22 protein-coding genes are annotated in these 22,941 nt (G+C 66.3%); 8 read left to right on the top strand and 14 right to left on the bottom strand.

Annotated features, from left to right (window positions below):
- Positions 1-208 precede the first annotated feature (208 nt).
- Both CCR98_RS13685 and CCR98_RS13680 read left to right on the top strand, forming a co-directional pair.
- Positions 209-421, top strand: a complete 213-nt coding sequence (locus CCR98_RS13685) for a hypothetical protein (RefSeq protein ID WP_010486834.1) — start codon at positions 209-211, stop codon at positions 419-421.
- Positions 418-675, top strand: coding sequence for a hypothetical protein (locus CCR98_RS13680; protein ID WP_087923057.1), 258 nt, complete (start codon positions 418-420; stop codon positions 673-675). Before CCR98_RS13685 ends, CCR98_RS13680 begins: the two co-directional genes overlap by 4 nt.
- Before the next feature lie 97 nt (positions 676-772).
- Here the strand turns inward: CCR98_RS13680 and lpdA are convergent, their stop codons facing one another.
- The 6 genes from lpdA to purB all read right to left on the bottom strand — a co-directional run bounded on the left by lpdA (position 773) and on the right by purB (position 10,948).
- Positions 773-2,209 (bottom strand): dihydrolipoyl dehydrogenase, encoded by a 1,437-nt coding sequence (gene lpdA / locus CCR98_RS13675; RefSeq protein ID WP_087923056.1) that lies wholly within the window; start codon positions 2,207-2,209, stop codon positions 773-775.
- Positions 2,210-2,272: 63 nt separating this feature from the next.
- Positions 2,273-3,475 (bottom strand): dihydrolipoyllysine-residue succinyltransferase, encoded by a 1,203-nt coding sequence (gene sucB, locus CCR98_RS13670; protein WP_087923055.1) that lies wholly within the window; start codon positions 3,473-3,475, stop codon positions 2,273-2,275.
- Positions 3,476-3,515: 40 nt separating this feature from the next.
- Complete coding sequence (locus tag CCR98_RS13665; RefSeq protein ID WP_087923054.1) at positions 3,516-6,347, bottom strand: 2-oxoglutarate dehydrogenase E1 component; 2,832 nt, start codon at positions 6,345-6,347, stop codon at positions 3,516-3,518.
- Positions 6,348-6,533: 186 nt separating this feature from the next.
- A complete protein-coding gene (locus CCR98_RS13660; RefSeq protein ID WP_087923053.1) occupies positions 6,534-7,430 on the bottom strand; it encodes a GNAT family N-acetyltransferase in 897 nt (298 codons plus the stop codon).
- A gap of 9 nt (positions 7,431-7,439) precedes the next feature.
- The gene (locus CCR98_RS13655) at positions 7,440-8,852 is read right to left on the bottom strand and encodes a cupin domain-containing protein (RefSeq protein ID WP_087923052.1); all 1,413 of its coding nucleotides are present in this window, start codon (positions 8,850-8,852) and stop codon (positions 7,440-7,442) included.
- Between the two features lie 728 nt (positions 8,853-9,580).
- Positions 9,581-10,948, bottom strand: a complete 1,368-nt coding sequence (gene purB / locus CCR98_RS13650; protein ID WP_087923051.1) for an adenylosuccinate lyase — start codon at positions 10,946-10,948, stop codon at positions 9,581-9,583.
- Between the two features lie 295 nt (positions 10,949-11,243).
- Between purB and CCR98_RS13645 the strand changes: the two genes are divergently transcribed.
- Positions 11,244-12,671, top strand: a complete 1,428-nt coding sequence (locus CCR98_RS13645; protein ID WP_087923050.1) for a class II fumarate hydratase — start codon at positions 11,244-11,246, stop codon at positions 12,669-12,671.
- Between the two features lie 71 nt (positions 12,672-12,742).
- Here the strand turns inward: CCR98_RS13645 and CCR98_RS13640 are convergent, their stop codons facing one another.
- From CCR98_RS13640 to CCR98_RS13610, 7 genes are all read right to left on the bottom strand, one after another.
- Positions 12,743-13,168 (bottom strand): hypothetical protein, encoded by a 426-nt coding sequence (locus CCR98_RS13640; protein WP_042358832.1) that lies wholly within the window; start codon positions 13,166-13,168, stop codon positions 12,743-12,745.
- Positions 13,169-13,274: 106 nt separating this feature from the next.
- Positions 13,275-13,880, bottom strand: coding sequence for a hypothetical protein (locus CCR98_RS13635; protein ID WP_087923049.1), 606 nt, complete (start codon positions 13,878-13,880; stop codon positions 13,275-13,277).
- Between the two features lie 30 nt (positions 13,881-13,910).
- Positions 13,911-14,798: a DUF2807 domain-containing protein gene (locus CCR98_RS13630; RefSeq protein WP_087923048.1), complete on the bottom strand. Its 888-nt coding sequence runs from the start codon at positions 14,796-14,798 to the stop codon at positions 13,911-13,913.
- A gap of 25 nt (positions 14,799-14,823) precedes the next feature.
- The gene (locus tag CCR98_RS13625; protein WP_087923047.1) at positions 14,824-15,852 is read right to left on the bottom strand and encodes an ABC-2 transporter permease; all 1,029 of its coding nucleotides are present in this window, start codon (positions 15,850-15,852) and stop codon (positions 14,824-14,826) included.
- Positions 15,849-16,724, bottom strand: coding sequence for an ABC transporter ATP-binding protein (locus CCR98_RS13620; RefSeq protein WP_087923046.1), 876 nt, complete (start codon positions 16,722-16,724; stop codon positions 15,849-15,851). The genes CCR98_RS13625 and CCR98_RS13620 overlap by 4 nt, the downstream gene beginning before the upstream one ends.
- On the bottom strand, positions 16,724-17,083 hold the full coding sequence (locus CCR98_RS13615) for a GntR family transcriptional regulator (protein WP_005417481.1): 360 nt from the start codon (positions 17,081-17,083) through the stop codon (positions 16,724-16,726). The genes CCR98_RS13620 and CCR98_RS13615 overlap by 1 nt, the downstream gene beginning before the upstream one ends.
- A gap of 2 nt (positions 17,084-17,085) precedes the next feature.
- Positions 17,086-17,322 carry a hypothetical protein gene (locus CCR98_RS13610; protein WP_087923045.1) on the bottom strand — a complete coding sequence of 79 codons (237 nt, stop codon included), beginning with the start codon at positions 17,320-17,322 and terminating at the stop codon, positions 17,086-17,088.
- Positions 17,323-17,689: 367 nt separating this feature from the next.
- Between CCR98_RS13610 and CCR98_RS13605 the strand changes: the two genes are divergently transcribed.
- From CCR98_RS13605 to CCR98_RS13585, 5 genes are all read left to right on the top strand, one after another.
- On the top strand, positions 17,690-18,277 hold the full coding sequence (locus tag CCR98_RS13605) for a glutathione peroxidase (RefSeq protein ID WP_087923044.1): 588 nt from the start codon (positions 17,690-17,692) through the stop codon (positions 18,275-18,277).
- Positions 18,278-18,373: 96 nt separating this feature from the next.
- Entirely contained in the window at positions 18,374-19,351 is a 978-nt protein-coding gene (locus tag CCR98_RS13600) for an FKBP-type peptidyl-prolyl cis-trans isomerase (protein ID WP_087923043.1), read from the top strand.
- Positions 19,352-19,374: 23 nt separating this feature from the next.
- Positions 19,375-20,724, top strand: coding sequence for a UDP-glucose/GDP-mannose dehydrogenase family protein (locus CCR98_RS13595; protein ID WP_087923042.1), 1,350 nt, complete (start codon positions 19,375-19,377; stop codon positions 20,722-20,724).
- Entirely contained in the window at positions 20,717-20,959 is a 243-nt protein-coding gene (locus tag CCR98_RS13590; protein ID WP_005410256.1) for a SlyX family protein, read from the top strand. The genes CCR98_RS13595 and CCR98_RS13590 overlap by 8 nt, the downstream gene beginning before the upstream one ends.
- A 10-nt stretch (positions 20,960-20,969) precedes the next feature.
- Positions 20,970-21,650, top strand: coding sequence for a DUF2058 family protein (locus tag CCR98_RS13585; RefSeq protein ID WP_049443189.1), 681 nt, complete (start codon positions 20,970-20,972; stop codon positions 21,648-21,650).
- Positions 21,651-21,697: 47 nt separating this feature from the next.
- Here CCR98_RS13585 and CCR98_RS13580 read toward each other — a convergent pair whose 3' ends face one another.
- A complete protein-coding gene (locus tag CCR98_RS13580) occupies positions 21,698-22,882 on the bottom strand; it encodes an MFS transporter (protein ID WP_087923041.1) in 1,185 nt (394 codons plus the stop codon).
- Positions 22,883-22,941 lie beyond the last annotated feature (59 nt).

The following is a 22,941-nucleotide window of genomic DNA, read 5'->3' as shown; positions in this document are numbered from 1 at the left end:
GCCGAGCCCACGCTCGGCTGTCGCGCGCAGCGCGGGTTTTCTGTGATCGCAACGAAGAGCAGCCGAGCGTAGGCCCGGCTCTACAACAACGGCCCTGCACCGGTTTCATCGCCCCCAGCCCGGGTTTCGTCGCAAACCGTTTGCGGGCGGCCAGGGCGGGGCGCCAAGGTGTCCGCAGGCGGCAGGGTGCCGCTCCAAGGAGACCGTGATGAAGACCCTGTTCGCGCTCGGCGTGTGGTGCCTGCTGTTCGTGCTGTGCTGGCCGCTGGCGATCCTCGCCCTGATTGCCTGGCCGTTCGTGTGGCTGCTGAGCCTGCCGTTCCGCCTGGTCGGCATCACCTTCTCAGCCCTGTTCGCCTTCCTGCGCGCGCTGTTCATGCTGCCGGCGCGCCTGCTCGGTGGCCGGGCGGTGGCTGCATGAGGACGGTGCTGCTGGTGGGTCTGGTCCTGCTTGCGGGGCCGGTACTGGCCGCGCCTCCGGCGCCGCCATCGGTGTGGCTGGAACGCCAACAGGCAGCCGGTGCCGATGAAGCGAATGCTGCGGGGGCGAAGGCTTCGCCGGTACCCGAGGCGAAGGAGCACTGCCGGGTAACGAAGGAATGGAAGGTCGGCGAGACAGTGGTGCAGCACAGGATCTGCGACGATGCACCGAGGAAGCCCGCTGGAAAGGTGTAGCGCCGAGCCCACGCAGTCAACAAAAAACCCCGCCGAGGCGGGGTTCTTTGTTTGCAGGCGCGTGCCGACCAACGGTCGGCACCTACCCGGATGCAGATCAGTTCGCCTTGTGGATGGCGCGCTTGCTGACTGCCATCGCCGCGTCGTGGATCACTTCCGACAGCGACGGGTGGGCGTGGCAGATGCGGGCAAGGTCATCGGCCGAGCCGCTGAACTCCATGGTCAGCACGCCTTCGTGCACCAGTTCGGAGACGTTGGCGCCGACCAGGTGCATGCCGAGGATGCGATCGGTTTCGGCATGGGCCAGGATCTTCACGAAGCCTGCCGGCTCGATCATCGCCACGGCACGACCGTTGGCGGCGAACGGGAAGCTGCCGGCCTTGTACGGAATGCCTTCGGCCTTCAGCTGCGCTTCGGTCTTGCCGACCCAGGCCAGTTCCGGCTCGGTGTAGATGACCCACGGGATGGTGTCGAAGTTGACGTGGCCCGGCAGGCCGGCGATCAGCTCAGCCACCGCGATGCCTTCCTCGAAGCCCTTGTGTGCCAGCATCGGGCCGCGCACGCAGTCGCCGACCGCCCACACGCCGTCGACGCCGGTGTGGCAGTGCGCGTCGACTTCGATCTGGCCGCGCTCGTTGATCTTGACGCCGGTGCCTTCGGCCAGCAGGCCCTTGGTGGCGGCGCGACGGCCAACGGCCACCAGCAGCTTGTCCACGGTCAGGGTCTTTTCGCCTTCGCTGTCGGTGTAGGTGACAACGACTTCCTTCTTCTTGCCCTTGCCGGTGACCTCGGTCTTGGAGACCTTGGCGCCGAGGCGGATGTCCAGGCCTTGCTTCTTGAATTCCTTGGCAGCGGTCTTGGCCACTTCGGCGTCGGCCACGGCCAGGAACTCCGGCAGTGCTTCCAGGATGGTGACTTCAGCGCCCAGGCGCTTCCACACGCTGCCCAGTTCCAGGCCGATCACGCCGGCGCCGATCACCGCCAGGCGGTTCGGCACTTCGGTGAAGTCCAGGCCGCCGACGTTGTCGACGATGGTCTCGCCGTCGAACTTGGCGAACGGCAGTTCGATCGAATCCGAACCGGCCGCGATGATGACGTTGGTGCCCTTCAGCTCGACGATGGAACCGTCATGCTGGGTGACCTTGACCACGTTGCCCGGCTGCAGTTCGCCAAAACCATAATAGGCAGCGACCTTGTTGGCCTTGAACAGCATGCCGATGCCGCCGGTGAACTGCTTGACGATCTTGTCCTTGCGGCCAACCATCGCCTCGACGTCGATCTTGGCATCCTTGAAGCTGATGCCGTGGTCGCCAAAGATGTGGCCCATGTTCCAGAACTGGCGCGAGGAATCCAGCAGTGCCTTGGACGGGATGCAGCCCACGCGCAGGCAGGTGCCGCCGAGGGCCGGCTTGCCGTCCTTGCCCAGCGCTGCGTCGATGCAGGCGGTCTTCAGGCCCAGCTGGGCCGCGCGGATGGCAGCGTGGTAACCGGCCGGGCCGGCACCGATGACGACGACGTCGAATTGTTCAGCCATTGAATTATTCCTTGATGCATTACCAGAACCCCTCCGCGCGGGCGCGGAGGGGCGGGAGGTTTCTTACAGGCCGAACAGCATGCGGCCCGGGTTTTCCAGCTGGTTCTTGATGTCCACCAGGAACTGCACCGAGTCCTTGCCGTCGATGATGCGGTGGTCGTACGACAGCGCCAGGTACATCATCGGCGCGATCACGACCTGGCCGTTCTGGGCGATCGGACGCTCCTTGATGGCATGCATGCCCAGGATGGCGCTCTGCGGCGGGTTGATGATCGGGGTCGACAGCAGCGAACCGAAGGTGCCGCCGTTGGTCACGGTGAAGGTGCCGCCCTGCAGTTCTTCCAGGCTCAGCTTGCCATCACGGGCCTTCTTGGCGTAGTCGGCGATGGTCTTCTCGATGTCGGCGAACGACATGCGCTCGACGTTGCGCAGCACCGGCGTGACCAGGCCCTTCTCGGTCGAGACGGCGATCGAGATGTCCGAGTAGCCGTGATAGATGATGTCGTCGCCGTCGATCGAGGCGTTGACCAGCGGGAAGCGCTGCAGCGCGTTGGCGGCGGCCTTCACGAAGAAGCTCATGAAGCCCAGCTTGATGCCGTGGGCCTTGACGAACTCGTCCTGCAGTTCCTTGCGCGCAGCCGACACCTTTGACAGGTCGACCTCGTTGAAGGTGGTCAGCATGGCGGTGGAGTTCTTCGACTCCATCAGGCGCTCGGCGATGCGCTTGCGGATGCGGGTCATCGGCACGCGTTCTTCCGGACGTGCGCCACCGGCCTTGCCAGCGCCGCCGTTGCGGGCGAAGTTGACGATGTCTTCCTTGGTCACCGCGCCGCGACGGCCAGTGCCGTCGACGTCGGCCGGGTTCACGCCTTCGGTGATGGCGGTGAAGCGGGCGCCCGGCGGCAGTGCATCGGCCGACGACTTGGCAGCCGGGGCCGGAGCTGCGGCAGCAGCCGGAGCCGCGGCGGCCGGGGCAGCGGTAGCAGCCGGAGCGGCTTCAGCGGCCGGAGCCGGGGCAGCAGCGACGGCGCCTTCCTCGATGATCGCCACGACCTGGCTGGAGGTCACGGTCGAACCTTCGGCGAACTTGATTTCCTTGAGCACGCCGTCGACCGGCGACGGCACTTCCAGGACGACCTTGTCGGTTTCCAGGTCAAGCAGGTTTTCGTCGCGCTTGACGGCGTCGCCCACCTTCTTGTGCCAGGTGGCGATGGTGCCGTCGGCGACGGATTCGGGCAGTACCGGGGCTTTGACTTCGGTGGCCATTGCGGGAGCTTCCTGGTTTGTCTTCTAAATAGGGGGAGGATTATTCAGCGAACGTGTCGTTGAACGGGTTGACCAGTGCATCGGCGACCAGCTGCTGCTGTTCGCGGACGTGGTCAGCCATGTGACCGGCAGCCGGCGAAGCCGAACGTGCGCGACCGGCGTAGTGCAGGTTCTGGCCATCGGCCAGGCAGAACTGCAGGTGGTGGCGGATCTGGTACCACGCACCCTGGTTCTGCGGTTCTTCCTGCGTCCATACCACGTCGGTGGCCTTGCCGTACTTCTTCAGTTCGGCAGCCAGCAGCGCACGCGGGAACGGATACAGCTGCTCCACGCGGATGATCGCCACGTCGTCCTGGCCACGCTTGGTCTGGTCTTCCAGCAGGTCGTAGTAGACCTTGCCCGAGCACAACACCACGCGCTTGACCTTCTTGGCGTCCGCGTTGGCGTCGCCGATCAGGTGCTGGAACTCGCCGTTGGCCAGTTCGTCCAGGGTCGACACGGCCAGCTTGTGGCGCAGCAGCGACTTCGGCGACATCACCACCAGCGGCTTGCGGGTGGTCAGGTGCAGCTGGCGGCGCAGCATGTGGAAGGCCTGTGCCGGGGTCGACGGCACGACCACCAGCATGTTCTCCAGCGCGCACAGCTGCAGGAAGCGCTCCAGGCGCGCCGAGCTGTGTTCCGGGCCTTGGCCTTCGTAGCCATGCGGCAACAGCAGGGTCAGGCCGGAGATGCGGCCCCACTTGGCTTCACCGGCGGCGATGAACTGGTCGATCACCACCTGGGCGCCGTTGGCGAAGTCGCCGAACTGGCCTTCCCAGATGCACAGCGTGTTCGGATCGGTGGTGGAGAAACCGTACTCGTAGGCCATCACCGCTTCTTCGCTCAGCAGCGAATCGATGACGGTGGCCTTCTCCGGCGAATCCACCAGCTGCCGCAGCGGCATGTAGTAGTTGTCGGTCTTCTGGTCGTGCAGGATCGCGTGGCGGTGCGTGAACGTACCGCGGCCCACGTCCTGGCCGACCAGGCGCAGCGCATGGCCTTCGTCGAGCAGGGTGGCGTAGGCCAGGTTCTCGGCAAAGCCCCAGTCGCCCGGGATCTCGCCGGCGGCCATCTTGCGGCGGTCGTCGTAGACCTTGGCCACGCGCGAGTGCAGCTGCACTTCGTCCGGAATGGTGTTGATCAGCTTGGCCAGCTCGACCAGCTTGTTCTTCTCGACCTTGGTCGAGACAGGGTCGGACAGCTTGCCTTCCAGCAGCTTCGGCCAATCGACGAACAGCGGGCTGGTCGGCGGGGTCTTCTCGACCTTGGCCAGCTCGGTGGTCACTTCACCGGCGTCCAGCTTCTCGCGGTAGGCATCGACCATCGCCTTGCCGGCACCCGCGGCAATCACGCCCGCCTTTTCCAGCTGCTCGGCGTACATCTCGCGGGTGGTGGCGTGCTTGCGGATCACCTGGTACATCAGCGGCTGGGTGATCGCCGGCTCGTCGGCCTCGTTGTGGCCCCAGCGGCGGTAGCACATCAGGTCGATGACCACGTCCTTGGCGAACTTCTGGCGGAACTCGAAGGCCAGCTGCGCGGCGAACACAACGGCTTCCGGATCATCGCCGTTCACGTGCAGCACCGGGGCGGCGATCATCTTCGCCACGTCGGTGGCATAGCGCGTGGAACGCGTATCCAGCGGGTTGGAGGTGGTGAAGCCGACCTGGTTGTTGACCACGATGTGCACGGTGCCGCCGACGGCGAAGCCGCGGGCCTGCGACATCTGGAACAGTTCCATGACCACGCCCTGGCCGGAGAAGGCCGCGTCGCCGTGGATCAGGATCGGCATGACCTGCTTGCGCGCGGTGTCCTTGCGGCGCTCCTGGCGCGAACGCACGGAACCGGCCACGACCGGGTCGGCGATTTCCAGGTGCGACGGGTTGAACGCCAGCGCCAGGTGCACCGGGCCGCCGTCGGTAGCGACGTCGGCGGAGAAGCCCATGTGGTACTTCACGTCACCGGCCGAGGCGTGCTCGTCGTGCTCGAACTTGCCTTCGAATTCGTCGAACAGTTTGCGCGGGTTCTTGCCCAGGGTGTTGACCAGCACGTTCAGGCGGCCGCGGTGGGCCATGCCGATCACCACGTCCTTGACGCCATCCTTGCCGGCGCTGCGGATGATGGTGTCCATCATCGGGATCAGCGAGTCGCCGCCTTCCAGCGAAAAGCGCTTCTGGCCGACGTACTTGGTGTGCAGGTAGCGCTCCAGGCCTTCGGCCGCGGTCAGGCGCTCCAGGGTGCGGCGCTGGGTGTCAGCGTCCAGCTGGTAGTTGCCACCGGCCGCTTCCAGCTTCTTGTAGATCCACTGGCGCTGCTCGACCTCGGAGATGTGCATGAACTCCGCACCGATCGAGCCGGTGTAGGTCGCCTTCAGGCGTGCCAGCAGGTCGCGCAGCTTCATGCGCGGCTGGCCGCCGACGCCGCCGGTGCTGAACTCGCTGTTGAGGTCGCCATCGGACAGGCTGTGGAACGGCAGGCCCAGGTCCGGGGTGTTGACCGGCGTGGCCAGGCCCAGCGGATCGAGGCGGGCGTCCAGGTGGCCGCGCGAACGGTAGGCGGTGATCAGACGACCGACATTGCGCTCGCGCTCGTCGCCCGCACCATTGCCGGTGCCGGCTTTCAGCGCATCCTTGGCCGCGTCCGCGATGTGGGAGATGACGGCCGAGTGCGGAATGTCACCTGCTTCGCGGCCCTTGAAGCCGTCGAAGTAGGTTTTCCATTTGGGATCGACACTATCCGGGGAGACCAGGTACTGCTCGTACAGGTCCTCGACATAGGAGGCGTTGCCGCCGGCGAGTTGCGAAGATTGCGCAAACTGCTTCAGTTGATTGTCCACGATGGAGGGTGTTGATTCGCTTTGTGGGGTATGGCTTCAGAAGGACCCGGCAGGAAGATGAATAGCCCTGCGCGGGCGCGTTCAAACAGCCAAATTGTACCCCCAACCAGACACGAAGGGGCACCACCACGGGCATCCCGCGTCCGCCGGTGCCGGTTCCAGACAGGTTGGGTCAGCTGTGCCGACTCAGATGCCGAGCGCGCGCAGTTCGCTGCAATCACGCGAACGGTCCCAGACGCGCTGCAATTGCTGCTCGAACGGCTGCGAACGTGCTGGCAGCGCGATGCCAGCCTCGCCGTCGAGCCGATGCCCGATCAGACGAAAGTAGAAGTCGCCCGCATCGTTGAGCAGGCAGGCCGAGGCCAGCGCACGGTCGACCGGGTCGGTGACCTCGCGGAACTGGATCACACTGGGCAGGCGCTGGGCCAGCGCCAGCAGCGGCGCGCCGGCAGCGGCGATCGCGGCGGCATCGTGCACGATCACCCGCAGCTGTTTGTCGTGGCGGGCCGTGACGAAGCGGCGCAGGGCGGCCTGTACCGGGGCCGCGTCGAGCAGGCCCGGGTCCAGCTGGCGGCTGTGCAGCCAGAGCTGGCGACGGGCGCGGTGGATGATGGCCGTGGTGATCGCCACCGCCTCGGCGCGGTTGTCGATGGCGCTGGCCGCGCCCAGCCGGCGGCGCATCTGCTGGTGGCCGATGCCGGCCTCCTCGAACACCTCGCCCTCGGGCAGGAAGCCCTGGCGGGCATAGAAATCGCGGGCCGGCAGCTGGGCGTGCAGGTGCAGTTCGGCCAGGCCAAGCCGGCGCCCGGCTTCGACCAGCGCCGCCAGCAGGGCCTCGCCGACCCCGTGGCTGCGATGGCTGGCCAGCACCGCCATGCGGCCGATGCGGCCGTCCGGGGCCAGCCGGCCGGTGCCGACCGGCTGGTCGTCACTGTCCAGCGCCAGCACATGGGCGCTGACCGGATCCAGCGCATCGCGTTCCAGATCGGCGGCGATGCCCTGTTCCTGCACGAATACCTGCTGGCGCACCTGGTGAATGGCGACGTGGGCATCGGCGTGGCTGACCTGCTGGACCCGGATCATGGCGATGGCTCAGGCCCGGCCGGCGCTGTCGTCTTCTTCGTCGTCCTCGAAGTTGACGATGACCTCGATACCGTCGTCGTGCACGGTCACGGAGTGGACATCGTCGGACACCGCATCGGCGTCGATCGCATCCACGCGGTCGCGGCCTTCGACGACCTCGCCGAGCACCACAGCATCCTCGCCGTCGTCCTCGTCTTCGGCCTCGTACACCTCATTCGGGTCGATCAGCTGGAACACACCACCGACCAGCAGCTGCTGGACCACGGCACGGCCCTTGTCGGACAGGCCGCGATAGGCGGCGGCGTCGAGTTGCTCGGCGCCAGCCAGGCGCTGCGCGTCCTTCACTGGCAGCGCGAAGTCCTGGCCGCTGACGTACAGGCTGGCGCCACGCTTGGCCCGACGCCAGGCCAGGCGGGCCCACGGGTGGCGCTGCAGCAGCAGGCCGGAGGCCAGCGCTTCGACCACTTCCTCCGCGGCTGGTGCGGCCTGGTGGGCCATCACTTCACCGGCGGCGCGGTAGGTGGTGATGAAGCGGCCGAACCAGTCACCCAGCTTGTCCGGGTCGTTCATGCGGATGGCGTTGAGGGCGGTGATCACCCGCGCCATCGCCACCGTGTCGATTTCGTTCGGGTCGGCCGGCACCTTCAGGTCGGCATCCTGGTAGCGGATGTTCTCGTCGGCATCGGCGATCAGGGTGTCCAGGTAGTCGCTGATCAGCTCGGCCGACGCCGGTGCGCGCATGCCGAACGAGAAGGTCAGGCAGGGATCTTCGGCGACACCGTGGTGCGGCACGTTCGGCGGCAGGTACAGCATGTCGCCCGGCGCCAGCACCCAGTCGTGGGTGGGTTTGAACACCTTCAGCAGCTTCAGTTCGACGTCCGGGCGGAAGCCCAGCGGCGGCTGCTTGCCCTTGATCGATTCGCTGGCGTCGATCTGCCAGCGGCGGCGGCCATGGGCCTGCAGCAGGAACACGTCGTACTGGTCGACGTGGGCGCCGACCGAGCCGCCGGTGGCGGCAAAGCTGATCATCACGTCATCCATGCGCCAGCGCGGCAGGAAGCTGAAGTGCTCGATCAGCGCGCGCACGTCCTTGTCCCACTTGTCCACGTCCTGCACCAGCAGGGTCCAGTCGCGGTCGGGCAGGGCGGGGAAGATCTCTTCCTGGAACGGGCCGGTACGCACGCGCCAGCCATCCTGGTCTTTGTCGTGCTCGATCAGGCGCGCCAGCACGCCTTCCTCGCAGGCCAGCCCGGCCAGGTCTTCCGGCTGCACCGGGGTCTGGAAGTCCGGGAAGGCATTGCGGATCAGCAGCGGGCGCTTCTGCCAGAAATCGCGCAGGAAGGTGGCCGGCGCCATGCCCAGCGGCTGGCCGGGGCGGGCGGTGACTTCGATCAGGGGGGCGGAGGACTTGCGGGCGGCCATGGGGGAATCCTTGCAGCGGAAAGCGGGAGGGGCGGCGCGGCGGGCCGCCTGAGATCTCCATTGTCCGCCGTTCGTGGGGATTGCGCACGTGCGCGGGATTGTCGCGGTGGGGCCGGCCAACGGCGGAGCCCCTCGTGGCGGGGTCTGGTCGCGTAAAGCGCTGGCTTCATAGACTGGGCCGGGCGGGGTGGGTTCGCGGGACACGCCGTAAACCCGTCCATGGGGGCTCGATGGCGCCATCCATGGCGCCAACGGTCCCGCGAACCCACCCCGCCCGGCCCCTGACAGTTTCCTGCGGGGGCCGCCACGGAATGGAAGAAGAAAAGCAAGGCAAAAGCGGGTCGCGCGCTGCGCTTGCTCATGCTCCTGGGCTCGTGGGGTCAGATCCCTTTTCCAATGGAAAAGGGATCTGACCCCATCGGACAAACGAAAGAGGGACGCGGCGAAGCCGCGTCCCTCTTTCAAATTCCGTCCCGACAACCCACTGCTCTTCGATCCGTCACCGGAAAACTGTCAGAGGTGGGGCGGGTTGGGTTCGCGGGGGTGTCCGCGGCATGGATGCCGCGGCCAAGCCCCCAGGGACGGGTTCACGGCGTCCCCCGCGAACCCAACCCGCCCCGCCAAGCACGGCATAACCCAGAGCCGCCTTTGACGTTGCAGTTCCTTTTGCCGTTGCAGTAAAGCCTGCCGCAGGCAGCGCCCGCGGCCGCCGCCGCAAAGGAAACCCCTTAGATCTTCTTCGCCAGCGACTCAGCCAAGCCCGTGTAGCCGCCCGGGGTCATCTCCAGCAGGCGCTGCTTCGCATCCGCCGGCAGCTCCAGCCCCTGCACGAACGCGCGCATCGACTCGGCGGTGATGCCCTGGCCGCGGGTCAGCGCCTTCAGCTGCTCGTACGGGTTCGGCAGGCCGTGGCGGCGCATCACTGTCTGCACGGCCTCGGCCAGCACTTCCCAGGCCGCGTCCAGATCGGCGTCCAGGCGCTGCGGGTTCACTTCCAGCTTGCCGAGCCCCTTGGCCAGCGAATCCAGTGCCACCTGGCTGTGGCCGAACGCGGTGCCCAGCGCACGCAGCACGGTGGAATCGGTCAGGTCGCGCTGCCAGCGGCTGATCGGCAGCTTGGCGCTGAAATGCTCGAACAGCGCATTGGCGATGCCGAAATTGCCTTCGGCGTTCTCGAAATCGATCGGGTTGACCTTGTGCGGCATCGTCGACGAACCGACTTCGCCCTCCTTCAGGCGCTGCTTGAAGTAGCCCAGCGAAACGTAGCCCCAGATGTCACGGGCCAGGTCGATCAGGATGATGTTGGCGCGGCGTGCGGCATCGCCGATCTCGGCAATGTTGTCGTGCGGCTCGATCTGCGTGGTGTACGGGTTGAACACCAGGCCCAGGCCGGTCACGAAGCGCTCGGCGAAGGCCGGCCAGTCCACGTCAGGGTAGCTGGCGATGTGGGCGTTGTAGTTGCCGACCGCGCCGTTGATCTTGCCGGTCAGTTCGACGGCGGCGATCTGCCTGCGCTGGCGCTCCAGGCGCGCGACCACGTTGGCCAGTTCCTTGCCTAGGGTGGTCGGCGAGGCGGTCTGGCCGTGGGTGCGCGACAGCATCGGCTGGCCGGCCTGGGAGTGGGCCAGGGTGCGCAGGGTGCTGGCGATGCCGTCCAGCGTCGGCAGCAGCACCTCGCGGCGCGCCTGTTCCAGCATCAGGCCGTAGCTGAGGTTGTTGATGTCTTCGCTGGTGCAGGCGAAGTGCACGAATTCCAGCGCCGGGGCCAGTTCGGCGTCGTCCTTCAGCTGTTCCTTGATGAAGTACTCCACCGCCTTGACGTCATGGTTGGTGGTGCGCTCGATCTCCTTCACGCGCGCGGCCTGGGCCGGGCTGAAGCCGGCGGCCAGCGCGCGCAGGCGGGCGATGGCGGCGCCGGAGAACGGGGCCAGTTCGACGATGCCCGGCTCGGCCGCCAGGGCCAGCAGCCATTCCACCTCGACCGTGATGCGGGCCTTGATCAGGCCGTACTCGGAGAAGATCGGGCGCAGGGCATCGACCTTGCCGGCATAGCGGCCATCGAGCGGGGACAGGGCGAGCAGGGCGGAATCGGACATGTCGGCAGGGCTGGGACGAGCGGCGGGGCCGATATTCTACGACGTGCCGGTCAGGTAGTGCCGGCCGCTGGCTGGCAACCACGCCCGGCTCACGATTCCATGGAGTGCCGGCAGCCGGCCGGCACTGCCTCTTTGCGCGTGCAGAACGGCCCTGCGGACGGAACGATCTGGCCCGTCCTCGTCATCCCACGCTACCGGCAAGGGAGTATCGTTGGCGCAGCCGCCAGCCCGGGAAGCGACACCCTGCCAGCCGCCGCTTCCCTTTCCCCAACTGAAGTAGTGCGGAGTTGATGCAATGAGCAAAGCTGCAAGCAAGGGTTTCAGAATCGAACACGACAGCATGGGCGAGCTGCAGGTGCCTGCCGACGCCTTGTGGGGCGCGCAGACCCAGCGCGCCGTGCAGAATTTCCCGGTGTCGGGCCAGCGCATGCCGCGCGGTTTCATCCGCGCCCTGGGCCTGGTCAAGGGCGCCGCCGCGGGCGTCAACGCAGAACTGGGCCACCTGCCGAAGAACCTGGCCAAGGCCATCCAGACCGCTGCCGCCGAAGTGGCCGCCGGCAACTGGGACGCGCAGTTCCCGATCGATGTCTACCAGACGGGTTCTGGCACGTCGTCGAACATGAATGCCAACGAGGTCATCGCCACCCTGGCCAATCGTGCTGGCAAGGCCGGCAAGACCGCGGTGCACCCCAATGACCACGTCAACCAGGGGCAGAGCTCCAACGACGTGATCCCGACCGCGTTGCGCGTATCGGCGGTACTGGCGGCGCATGAGCAGCTGCTGCCGGCGCTGGTGCACCTGCGCAAGACCCTCGACAAGAAGGGCCGCAGCCTGCGCAAGGTGGTCAAGACCGGCCGCACGCACCTGATGGATGCGATGCCACTGACCTTCGAGCAGGAGTTCGGCGCATGGTCGGCACAGCTGGCCTCGGCACAGGAACGCATCGAAGACAGCCTCAAGCGCGTGCGCCGGCTGCCGCTGGGCGGCACCGCCATCGGTACCGGCATCAATGCCGACCCGCGCTTCGGCGCGCAGGTGGCCAAGGCGCTGAAGCAGCAGACCGGTTTCAAGTTCGACAGCGCCGAGAACAAGTTCGAAGGCCTGGCCGCGCAGGATGATGCAGTGGAACTGTCGGGCCAGCTCAATGCACTGGCCGTGGCGCTGATCAAGATCGCCAATGATCTTCGCTGGATGAACGCCGGTCCGCTGGCCGGGCTGGGCGAGATCGAACTGCCGGCGCTGCAGCCGGGCAGCTCGATCATGCCGGGCAAGGTCAATCCGGTGATTCCGGAAGCCACAGTGATGGCCTGCGCGCAGGTGATCGGCCACCACACCGCGATCACCGTGGCTGGGCAGACCGGCAACTTCCAGCTCAATGTCACCCTGCCGCTGATCGCGGTGAACCTGCTGGATGGCATCGGCCTGCTGGCCAATGTGTCCCGCCTGCTGGCCGACAGCGCGATTGCTGGGCTGAAGGTGCGCGAAGACCGTGTAGCCGAGGCGCTGGCGCGCAACCCGATCCTGGTCACTGCACTGAACCCGATCATCGGCTATGAGAAGGCTGCGGCCATCGCCAAGCGTGCCTACAAGGAACAGCGCCCGGTGCTGGACGTCGCGCTGGAGGACAGCGGCCTGGACGAAGCCGAGCTGCGCCGCCTGCTGGACCCGGCCGCGCTGACTGCCGGCGGCATCCAGGCGGGGGGCGGTGGCGCCGGCGGTTGATCGAACGGCGTGCGGACCAAGGTCCGCACCCCACCACACGCAGGAACGCCGCCCTTGGGCGGCGTTTTTCTTCAGCGACGGTCGGCGACGATGTTGCCGAACGTGTCGGTGTAATCCTTGAATTCCGGGATGCGCTGGATCAGGTCAGCCGGAATTACTTCCATGCCCTCCGGCGGTTGGATTTTCACCGGCTGCATGTTGGGATCGGCCGGAGCGGCGACCAGGGTGTTCTGGCGCAGCACCTGCAGCTTGCCGAACATGGTCTGCAGCATCTGCTTCTGTGCCTCGTCCAGCGGAATCTGGATCTCGTCCACCTTCATCGAGCCATCGCCGAGGATGATGATGTTCGGCGCCGGCGGGCGACGCACGGTGACCATGCCTTCGCTGACGGAAATCTTGGGCTTGCCGCGCTCGGCGCGGTGGTTGCGATAATCCTTGTCACAGCCGACCAGGCCCAGGCAGAGCAGGGCGGCCAGCAGCAGGAACAACTTCTTCATGGCATTCGGTTCGGGGGCGTCCGGGGCCGCCATTGTATGCCGGCTGGCGCACTGCGGCCGGCAGCGGGGTGCCGCTGCCGGCCGGGTGCGCTGATCTGTCACAGGCCTAGCGCAGAACCACGGTGTCCTTGCCGCAGTCGTCGACGTCACTCTGGTCCATCGTGGCGTAGGGCTTGAACGCCGGCAGCTCGCGCGCAAGTGCCTGCTGGCTGGCCAGCATCGCCGGCAGGCGGTTGCAGATGCGCTTGGCCTGGGCCTCGATCTTCTCGGCTTCGGCGTTGATCCGCTTCTCGATACCTTCGCTGTCGCCACTGAAAATGCCCTTGAGTGCCTCGCCGGCAGCGTTGACGCCGAGCTTGGCGCCGGCCAGGCCGACATCCATGCCGTCCATCGCAATGGCGACGACGTGGCCGCGATACTCCAGCAACCGACGGCGCTGGGCCTCGTTGGCCGGTACGTCCTTGCCGTCGATCAACAGGTGGCCGTCCGGTGTGATCTCCGCGCGCGGCTGCTTGTCGGCGGAGATCTTGATGTTGCCTTGGGTGATGTCCTTGCGGGCATCGACCATGGCCTCCTTGACGGTCTGGCCGACGCCGCTGGTGGCCTCGGCGACGCTCTTGCCGACGGTCTTATCGGGCGTGGAAGAAGTGCCGCCGCAGGCGATCAGCGGCAGGCACAGCAGGGTGGCAGGCAGCAGGCGCAGCAGGTTCATGGCAATTCCCTCGAGTCGGTCCGGTGGCGGTTACTTTTTGCGGGGCAGGGTGACCGTGCCGCTGACGTTGCGGTGGCCGACATCGCCGCTGCCGCTATGGTCGACAGTCAGGCTGCCGCGTACGCCGTCCACCTGGATGTCGCCCGAACCATGGCTGCGCACATGCACGTTGCCGCCGATGTCGGACAGATCAACATCACCGGAGCCGACCACGCCGACGTCGACGTTGCCCTGCACGCGCTTGAACCCGATGTCGCCGGAACCGACGGTGTCCAGCCGTGCATTGCCGCGGACTTCGCTGATCTTCAGGTCACCCGAACCGACAGTGCCGGTGACCGCATCGCCGCCGATGTTGCGCGCCTTGACGTCGCCGGAGCCGAGCGACAGCAGGTTCAGCGAGCCGCCGCCGTCGATGTCCAGGTCACCCGAACCCACCGCTGCGTGGATGCTGCCCCGGGTGCCGCGAACGATCGCGTCGCCCGAGCCGACGTCCACGCTCAGTGACTGGGCGTTGTCCACGCTGGCATCGCCGGAGCCGACCTTCAGCTGCAGTGGCAGGTTGTCCGGCACGCTGCCGCGGATGTCCAGCCAGGCATAGCTGTTGCCCAGGGTGATGCCGTTGTGGCGGCCGTCGCGGCGCAGGCTGACGACCAGCTTGTCGCCTTCCCTGCGCTGGTCCAGCACCAGCTGGTCCAGCCATTCCTCGCTGGAGGCACAGGCGCGGCCATCGAGCTGGCCACCGCCCTTGCTGGCGACGACCTTCAGGTCATGCTGGTTCACCTCCAGTACCACCGCCCTGGCGCCGGCCACATCCAGCTTCAGCGTGCGGGCGGCGGTGAACTTGCAGTTCGGAGCATCGGCGGCCAGCGCCGACAGCGGCAACAGCAACAACGCAGAACAGGCGAGCAGGGAACGCATGGGTGGTGCCTCCGGGTGGATGGAATCAGATCTCGCCGGCGCGCTTGCGCAGGCGGATGGCGAGGACGATGAACACGACACCGACGGCGGCACCGATCCACAGTTCCGGCATCGCCAGTGACTTCAGCTGCGAGGCCGGCGACATCAGGCTGACCACCGATTCGAGATCGCGGCGCGTGCCTTCCTCGGCGCTGAGGCGATACACCAGGTCGGTGCCCGGCACGCCGCCCAGCAACAGGCGGCCGACGATGTGCTGCCAGAACCAGCCGGTGGTCAGGCCGATCAGCGGCATCACCTTGGTGGTGCTGACAATGACGCCAGCGAACAGCGGCAGCATCACTGCCCACAGGAACGGCTTGGTACGGGCCCAGGCCGAGCACAGCAGCAGCCAGCCGGCGGTGGGCAGGGCCCACAGGGCGTAGACCGGGATCCAGGCCAGGTGACCGGCGGCCAGGGTCAACGGGCTGGCCGGGCCCCAGATCAGGGTCATCGGGCTGCCACCGTGCATCAGCGCGACGATGCTGATCACCAGCATGAAGCCGAACATGGTGATGATGCCGGCGATCACCGCGATCAGCGGGGCCACGATCAGTGCGCTGATCACCTTGGACAGCACGGTCTGGGTGTCCGACAGCGGCAGCGACTTCCAGAACAGGATGCTGCGGTCGCGACGGTCGTCGTACAGGGCGCCCAGGCAGTAGAAGAACACCACGAAGGCCAACACCAGGAACGGCCAGGCCGAGCTGAGTACCAGGGTCAGGTCGAGGCCGTTGCCGAGGTCGGTCAGGTCCTTGGCACTGATGTCGCGGGTCAGCAGGGCCAGGTCCAGGCCGTTGATGTTCACGCTCTCGCCGTCGACATGCAGTGCGCCGTTGCGCGCTGCACGGTTCAGCGCAAACAGGCCGAAGGCGATGCCGACGGTGCTCATCACCAGCGAGATCAGGCCGGCGATCAGCGGCGCATACAGGAAACCGCCACGGTTCTCCCAGTACTCGCGCTTGAGCAGCCAGCGCAGGGTGCCCATCGGGCTGACGGGGTGGTTGACGGCATTCATGCGTAGGTCCCCTTCATGATGGCGACGAACAGGTCGGCCAGGCCCGGGCTGCGGGTCTCGCCAAGGGTGGAAAGCTGGGCGCGCGGCACGCCGTCGAACAGCATCACCGTCTTGCCGAACGTCAGGCTGCGCTCGTCGATCGGCTTCAGCGCACGCGCGGTCTCCAGCTGGTCGGCGTTGACCAGTAGTTCGGTGTAGCGCTGGCCGACATCGTCCATTTCTGCATCGAGCACGATGCGGCCATCACGGATGAACATGACGTCGCTGAGGATGTGCTCGATCTCCTCCACCTGGTGGGTGGTGACGATGATGGTCTTCTGTTCGTCGAAATAGTCTTCCAGCAGGCGCTGGTAGAACTCCTTGCGGTACAGGATGTCCAGGCCCAGGGTGGGCTCGTCCAGCACCAGGATGCGGGCATCGATGGCCATCACCAATGCCAGGTGCAGCTGCACGATCATGCCCTTGGACAGTTCGCGCACGCGCTGCTTCGGCTGCAGCTTGGTGTTGGCCAGGAAGCGCTCGCAGCGGGCACGGTCGAAGCGCGGGTGCACGCCGGCCACGAAATCGATCGCCTCGCGGACCTTCAGCCAGCGCGGCAGCACGGCGACGTCGGCAATGAAGCAGATGTCGTTCATCAGCTCGTCGCGGTGCAGCCGCGGGTCGCGGCCGAGCACGCTCAGCTCACCTTCCACCGAAGTCAGGCCGAGGATGGCCTTCAGCGCGGTGGTCTTGCCGGCGCCATTGGGCCCGATCAGGCCGACGATGCGCCCGCTCGGAATGCTGAAGCTGGCATTGTCGAGGGCCACGGTGGTCTTGTAGGCCTTACGCAGGCCTCGGGCGGTGATGACCGGTTCACTTGCAGTGCTATTCATCAGACGTTCCCCTGGGGCAGCAATTCGTCGAGGCTCAGGCCCAGGCGCTGGATGCGCTCCAGCACCGCCGGCCATTCTTCGTTGAGAAAGCGCTCGCGCTCGCTGCTGCGAAGCTGCGTGGCCGCCTGCTCGGTCATGAACATGCCCAGGCCGCGGCGCTTCTCGACCAGGCCTTCATCGGCCAGTTCCTGGTAAGCGCGCGAAACGGTGATGGGGTTTAGCTGGTAGTCGGCGGCCACCTGGCGCACCGAAGGCAGGGCATCGCCCGGCTTGAGGATTCCGTCGAGCATCATGGCGATCACGCGCTCCTTCAACTGACGGTAGATGGGAGCGCCGTCGCTCCACTGGATGTCGCTCATATTCAGCTCCGTGGGGTCAGCGGCTGTGCGAACGAGAAATACGGCATGGACAGGGAGCTGTGCAGCCGACGCGGGGGAGGGGGGGAAGGATCGGCGTTCCCGGCCGGTGGAACGGATGCGTCCTGCGCACTGTCGGTGGAGGCGGGGGCGGTTGGCATGGCCAGCCAGGCCAGCACGATCAGGGTCGAAACAGCAGCGGCCGCGGGTGCGGTGAGGTTGCGACGGATCCGGGCGTTCATGGCTTCCCCCTGTCTCAGGTGACTGGTGTTGTATGCAACTATAACACCGGCACGCCTACGTGCAACCCCTTGCCGTCCCCAACTGATGGCACGGGTGGTCAAATCGCTGAAATATCCAATTATCCATTTGATTTTAAAGGGAAATAAAATTATCGTGCGGGCCAATCAAGCCCTGCCTTCCATTCAGTGATGTCCATGCTATGTCATCACTGCATCGTCGATCGCACCCGGGCAGCGCATTCGCCACGCCGCGTAAAGCCCGGGTAGGCCTGTGCCATCAGGGGCGCCGGAGCCCGGTGCTATAGTTCGGCCGATTCCCGGCCGGCAGTGGCCGGGCCTTGTGAATGGCTACCGCGGACCACTCCTGATGCCCCTGTCGACCGTTTCCCCGCGCCGCCTGCGCGGCCTGTCCCTGCTGACCCTGCTGGTGGCCGGCCTGGCCGGTTCCGCTCATGTGCTGGCGGCCGATCTGCTGGACCTGGACTATCGCCCGCTGGCCAGCAAGCAGCAGGTCAACCTGCAGCAGCGCTACCACGGGCAGGTGCTGCTGGTGGTCAATACCGCAAGCAGATGCGGTTATACCCCCCAGTACGAAGGCCTGGAGGCGCTGCAGAAGCGTTATGCCGGCCGCGGCTTTGCCGTGCTCGGTTTCCCGTCCAACGATTTCAAGGGCCAGGAACCGGGTGACGAGAAGCAGATCCAGGATTTCTGCACGCTTACCTACGGCGTCAAGTTCCCGATGTTCGAGAAGGTGCACGTTGTCGGTGCGGACGCCACGCCGCTGTACCAGCGGCTGACCGCAGCCACCGGTGTGGCGCCGGGCTGGAACTTCCACAAGTACCTGGTTGGCCGCGATGGCAAGGTCATCGCCCAGTTCGCCAGCAAGGTCACGCCGGACGATCCGCAGCTGACCGCGGCCATCGACAAGGCGCTGGCCGCCGCCGCCACACATTGATATCCAGCACGGATGCCTCGACATCCCGGGCATGCGTGCGACAATGTTTCTTTTCGCGCCGACGTCGGCGCCCAGACACTTCCAGGAATGCAGCGAATGAAGATGGGAATGCGCGGCGCCGCGGCGTCGGTTCTGATTCTGGCGATGGGCACTTCGGGTGTCGCTCTGTCGCAACAACCGGCTGCCCCCGCAGCCGCCAAGGAGACCACAACCTTGAATTCCCCCAAGCAGAAGCTCGGCTACGCCATCGGCCTTGATGTCGCCAAGTCGTTCACCCCGATCGCCGATGAGATCGATGTGGCCGCGCTGCGCACCGCCGTGGAGCGTTCGTTCGAAGGCCTGCAGCCGCAGATCACCCAGGAACAGGCCAAGGCCACCGATGCCGCGCTGCGCCAGGTCGTGATGGCCCGCAGCGGCCAGCAGGTGCCCGGCATGGCCCCGGGTTCGCAGCCGCCGAAGGTCGATCGCGTCAAAGTGTCGCAGATGATCGGTTCCTACTCGGTCGGCCCGTCGCTGGCACAGCTGAAGGACGACATCGACGTCGCCTCGCTGTTTGACGCGATCAGCACCGGCCTGAGCAAGGGTCAGCCGAAGATGACGGAAGCTGACGCGACCGCCACCATCCAGGCCTTCATGGGCAGCAAGCAGGCCGAAATGCAGGCCAAGGCTGCTGCCGCCGCGCAGACCAACCGCGAGGAAGGCAACGCGTTCCTGGCCAAGAACAAGACCCAGCCGGGCGTGGTGACCACCTCGTCGGGCCTGCAGTACCAGATCATCCGCCCGGGTAGCGGCGAGCGTCCGCTGCCGAGCAGCAAGGTGCGCGTGAACTACGAAGGCAAGCTGCTCAACGGCACTGTGTTCGACAGCTCCTACGGTCGCCAGCCGGCCGAGTTCGGCCTGGACCAGGTGATCAAGGGCTGGACCGAAGGCGTCGCGCTGATGCCGGTCGGTTCGAAGTACCGCTTCTGGATCCCGGGCGAGCTCGCCTACGGTGAGAACGGTACCCCGGGTGGCCCGATCGGCCCGAACGCGACTCTGACGTTCGACGTCGAGCTGCTGGGCGTCCTGCCGTAAGCGACCACGGAGCCTGCACGGACATGCGCGTTGCGATTTTCGGTACCGGTTATGTAGGGCTGGTGACCGGTACCTGCCTGGCCGACGTCGGCCACCAGGTGGTCTGCGTCGATATCGACCAGGCCAAGGTCGATGGCCTCAACCAGGGCATCATCCCGATCTATGAGCCGGGCCTGGAACCGATGGTGAAGGCCAACCACGCCGCCTCGCGGCTGGCGTTCACCACCGATGCCGCGGCCGCGATCGACCACGGCCAGGTCGTGTTCATCGCCGTCGGCACGCCGCCGGACGAAGATGGCAGCGCCGATCTGCAGTACGTGCTGGCCGTGGCCCGCACCATCGGCCGGCACATGAGCGTGCCGACCGTGGTGGTCAACAAGTCGACGGTGCCGGTGGGCACCGCCGACAAGGTGCGTGCCGCCATTGCCGCAGAGCTGGCGGTACGTGGTGCCGACATCGCCTTCGACGTGGTGTCCAACCCGGAATTCCTGAAGGAAGGCGACGCCGTTGCCGACTGCATGCGCCCGGATCGCATCATCATCGGTGCGACCAGCGCCGAGTCGGTGGCGGTGATGCGGCGCCTGTATGCACCGTTCAACCGCAACCACGACCGCGTGGTGGAAATGGACGTGCGTTCGGCCGAGCTGACCAAGTACGCCGCCAACGCGATGCTGGCGACCAAGATCTCGTTCATGAACGAAATCGCCAACATCGCCGAACGTGTCGGTGCCGATGTCGAGCAGGTCCGCCAGGGCATCGGCTCGGATCCGCGCATCGGCTGGCATTTCATCTACCCGGGCGCCGGCTACGGCGGCTCGTGCTTCCCCAAGGATGTGCAGGCGCTGGCCCGCACCGCGCAGCAGGCCGGCCTGGAGCCGAAACTGCTGAACGCGGTGGAAGCGGTCAACGATGCGCAGAAGGGCCATCTGTTCGCCCTGATCCAGCGCCATTACGACAAGGGCGAGGACGAAGGCGTGCGTGGCAAGACCTTTGCCGTGTGGGGCCTGGCGTTCAAGCCGAACACCGACGACATGCGCGAAGCCTCCAGCCGTCGCCTGCTGGCGCAGCTGTGGGAAGGCGGTGCGACGGTGCGTGCCTACGATCCGGAAGCGATGCACGAGTCGCAGCGCATCTTCGGTGAACGCGATGACCTGGTGTTCTGCAGCACTGCCAACGAGGCGCTGCAGGGCGCTGATGCACTGGTCGTGGTTACCGAGTGGAAGCAGTTCCGCAGCCCCGATTTCCAGAAGTTGCGTGAGCAGTTGAAGGACGCGGTGGTGTTCGACGGCCGCAACCTGTACGAGCCGGCGGACGTGGAAGCAGCGGGCCTGGCGTATTACGGCATTGGCCGGGGGCGCTCGCTGCATGTCTGATCTGCTGCCAACCGAACGCGAGCAGGCGCTGGAAGCGCGCCTGGTCGAACTGGAAATGCGCGTGTCCTTCCAGGAACAGGCGCTGGCCGAACTGAGCGATGCGCTGGCCGATGCCCGCATGCAGGGCATGCGCAACGCCGACGTGCTGCGCGTGCTGCTGGAAGACCTGGGCAAGGTCCGCAACGCGCTGAATTCTTCCGATCCGGCGAGCGAACCGCCGCCGCCGCACTACTGATCCGAATCCTATGAGCGATACCCTCCGCGACCAGCTGATGGGCCTGGGCTTCAAGCCTGCGCCCAAGCCCGAGCGCAAGAATGATGGCCCCCGCCGTGATGGCCGCCCGCAGGGCAAGGGTGGCAACGGCAATGGAAAGCCGCAGGGCGCTGGCAAGGGCGAGCACAAGCCCGGCGAGCGTCGTGGGCATGGCCATGGCGGCCCGGGCAAGCCCGGCCAGTCGCGTGGCCCGGGCCAGCAGGGCCCGCGCAAGCCGCGCAGCGCCGAAGAGATGGACCTGGCCAAGGCCTATGCCATCCGCGCGCAGAAGGAAAAGGAAGAGCGCATCGAGACCGAGCGCCTGAAGCAGGAAGAAGCGCGTGTGCGCCGCGAGGCCAAGGCCAAGCTGGAAGAACTGCTGAAGGACAAGGGCCTGAATGCCGAAGCGGCGGACATTGCCCGCCACTTCCCGTACGGCGGCAAGATCAAGCGCATCTATGTGACCGCCGAACAGCTGACCGCGCTCAACGCCGGTGAGCTGGGCGTGGTCCAGCTCAATGGCCGCTACCTGCTGGTGACCGCCGAGGTGCTGGCGCAGTCCGAGGCGGTGTTCGCCGCATCAGTGGCGCTTAAGGTCGACCCGAATGCGCCGGCCGAGGAAGATCCGTACGCGGACCCGCAATACCAGGTGCCGGACGACCTGGTCTGGTAAAGGGCCTGCAGGATGATTGAAACGCCGGGCGTCGCCCGGCGTTCTCGTCAGAGGGGGCGGGTGCTGTGTCGCGCACGGATCAGCGGCAGGCTCAATGCGAAGAAGCAGAGCAGTGCGCCAATCAGGGCGAAGCCGCTGCCGGCCAGGAATGCGGTGCGGCCGTCGTCGATCTTCCACAGCTGGCCGGCAATGAGTGCGCCGAGCACGCCACCGACGCCGGACGAGAATCCGTACAGCAGCCCTTGGCCATGCCCATTGAGGCGACCGGGGAAGTAGGTCGCCAGCATCTGCATCGCTGCAGCGAAGAACGCCGCAAAGCCCAGCGCGTGCGCGGTCTGTGCCAGCAGCATCACCGGCAGGTTTTCCGGAAACAGTGCGGTCACGGCCCAACGCAGGCAGGAACTGACCAGCGCGATCAGCAGCATCCAGCTGGCGTCATAGCGGCGGAAGAAGCGGCCGATGGTGAAGAACACGCCTACTTCGAAGACCACGCCGATGGTCCACAACAAGCCCAGGGTGGAGGTGCGGTAGCCATGATGGTCCATGTAGACCGAAAAGAACGTGTAGTACGGACCGAATGACAGCTGCTCCATGAAAGCAGCCAGGAAGAACGCCAGCACCGGCGGGCGGCGCACGATCTGCCAGAAGCCGCTGGCGTCGCCGTCGGTCTTGCCGATGCCGCGTGCGTAGTGGTTGCTGAAGGCCGAGACGACCAGCAGCGCGAACAGTGGCAGCATCATCCACGGCAGCAGCCCGGCGCGGCTGGCCGTGCCGTCGCCTTCGATCAGCCAGCCGAACAGGGTCACGACGGCGATGAAGCCGAGCGAGCCCCAGACCCGGATCAGCCCGTAGCGATGGCTGTCGTTGCCCAGGTGGGTGAGGGTGATCGACTCGAACTGCGGCATGACCGCGTTGTAGAAGAGGCAGAACACCACCATTGCCGGGTACATCCACGGCTGCGGCAGCGGCAGCAGGAAGACCGCGAAGCTGAGCAGGGTCAGCACGCAGCCGATGCGCAGCAGGCGGATCGGTCGCGGTGATGCGGCCGCCAGCGAAGTCCAGGTGCTGGGCGCGATCACGCGGGTGGCGTACCACAGGCCCATCATCACGCTGATGGCGGTCACGCTCATGCCGCGCGCGGTCAGGAACAGGCTCCAGTACGGAGTAAACGCGCCCAGCGCCGCGTAGTAGAACAGGTAGAAGCTGGAGAGGCGGGCAACGGGAACGGTCATCGCGGAATGATGAGGCAAAAAGGGGACAGAGGGGATTTGGTCGTTCGTGCATCAGCGAC

It is taken from the genome of Stenotrophomonas sp. WZN-1, assembly GCF_002192255.1.
Classification (GTDB): Bacteria; Pseudomonadota; Gammaproteobacteria; order Xanthomonadales; family Xanthomonadaceae; genus Stenotrophomonas.
Note: the sequence above shows the minus strand (reverse complement) of the source record. Positions and strands in the feature narration are given on the sequence as shown.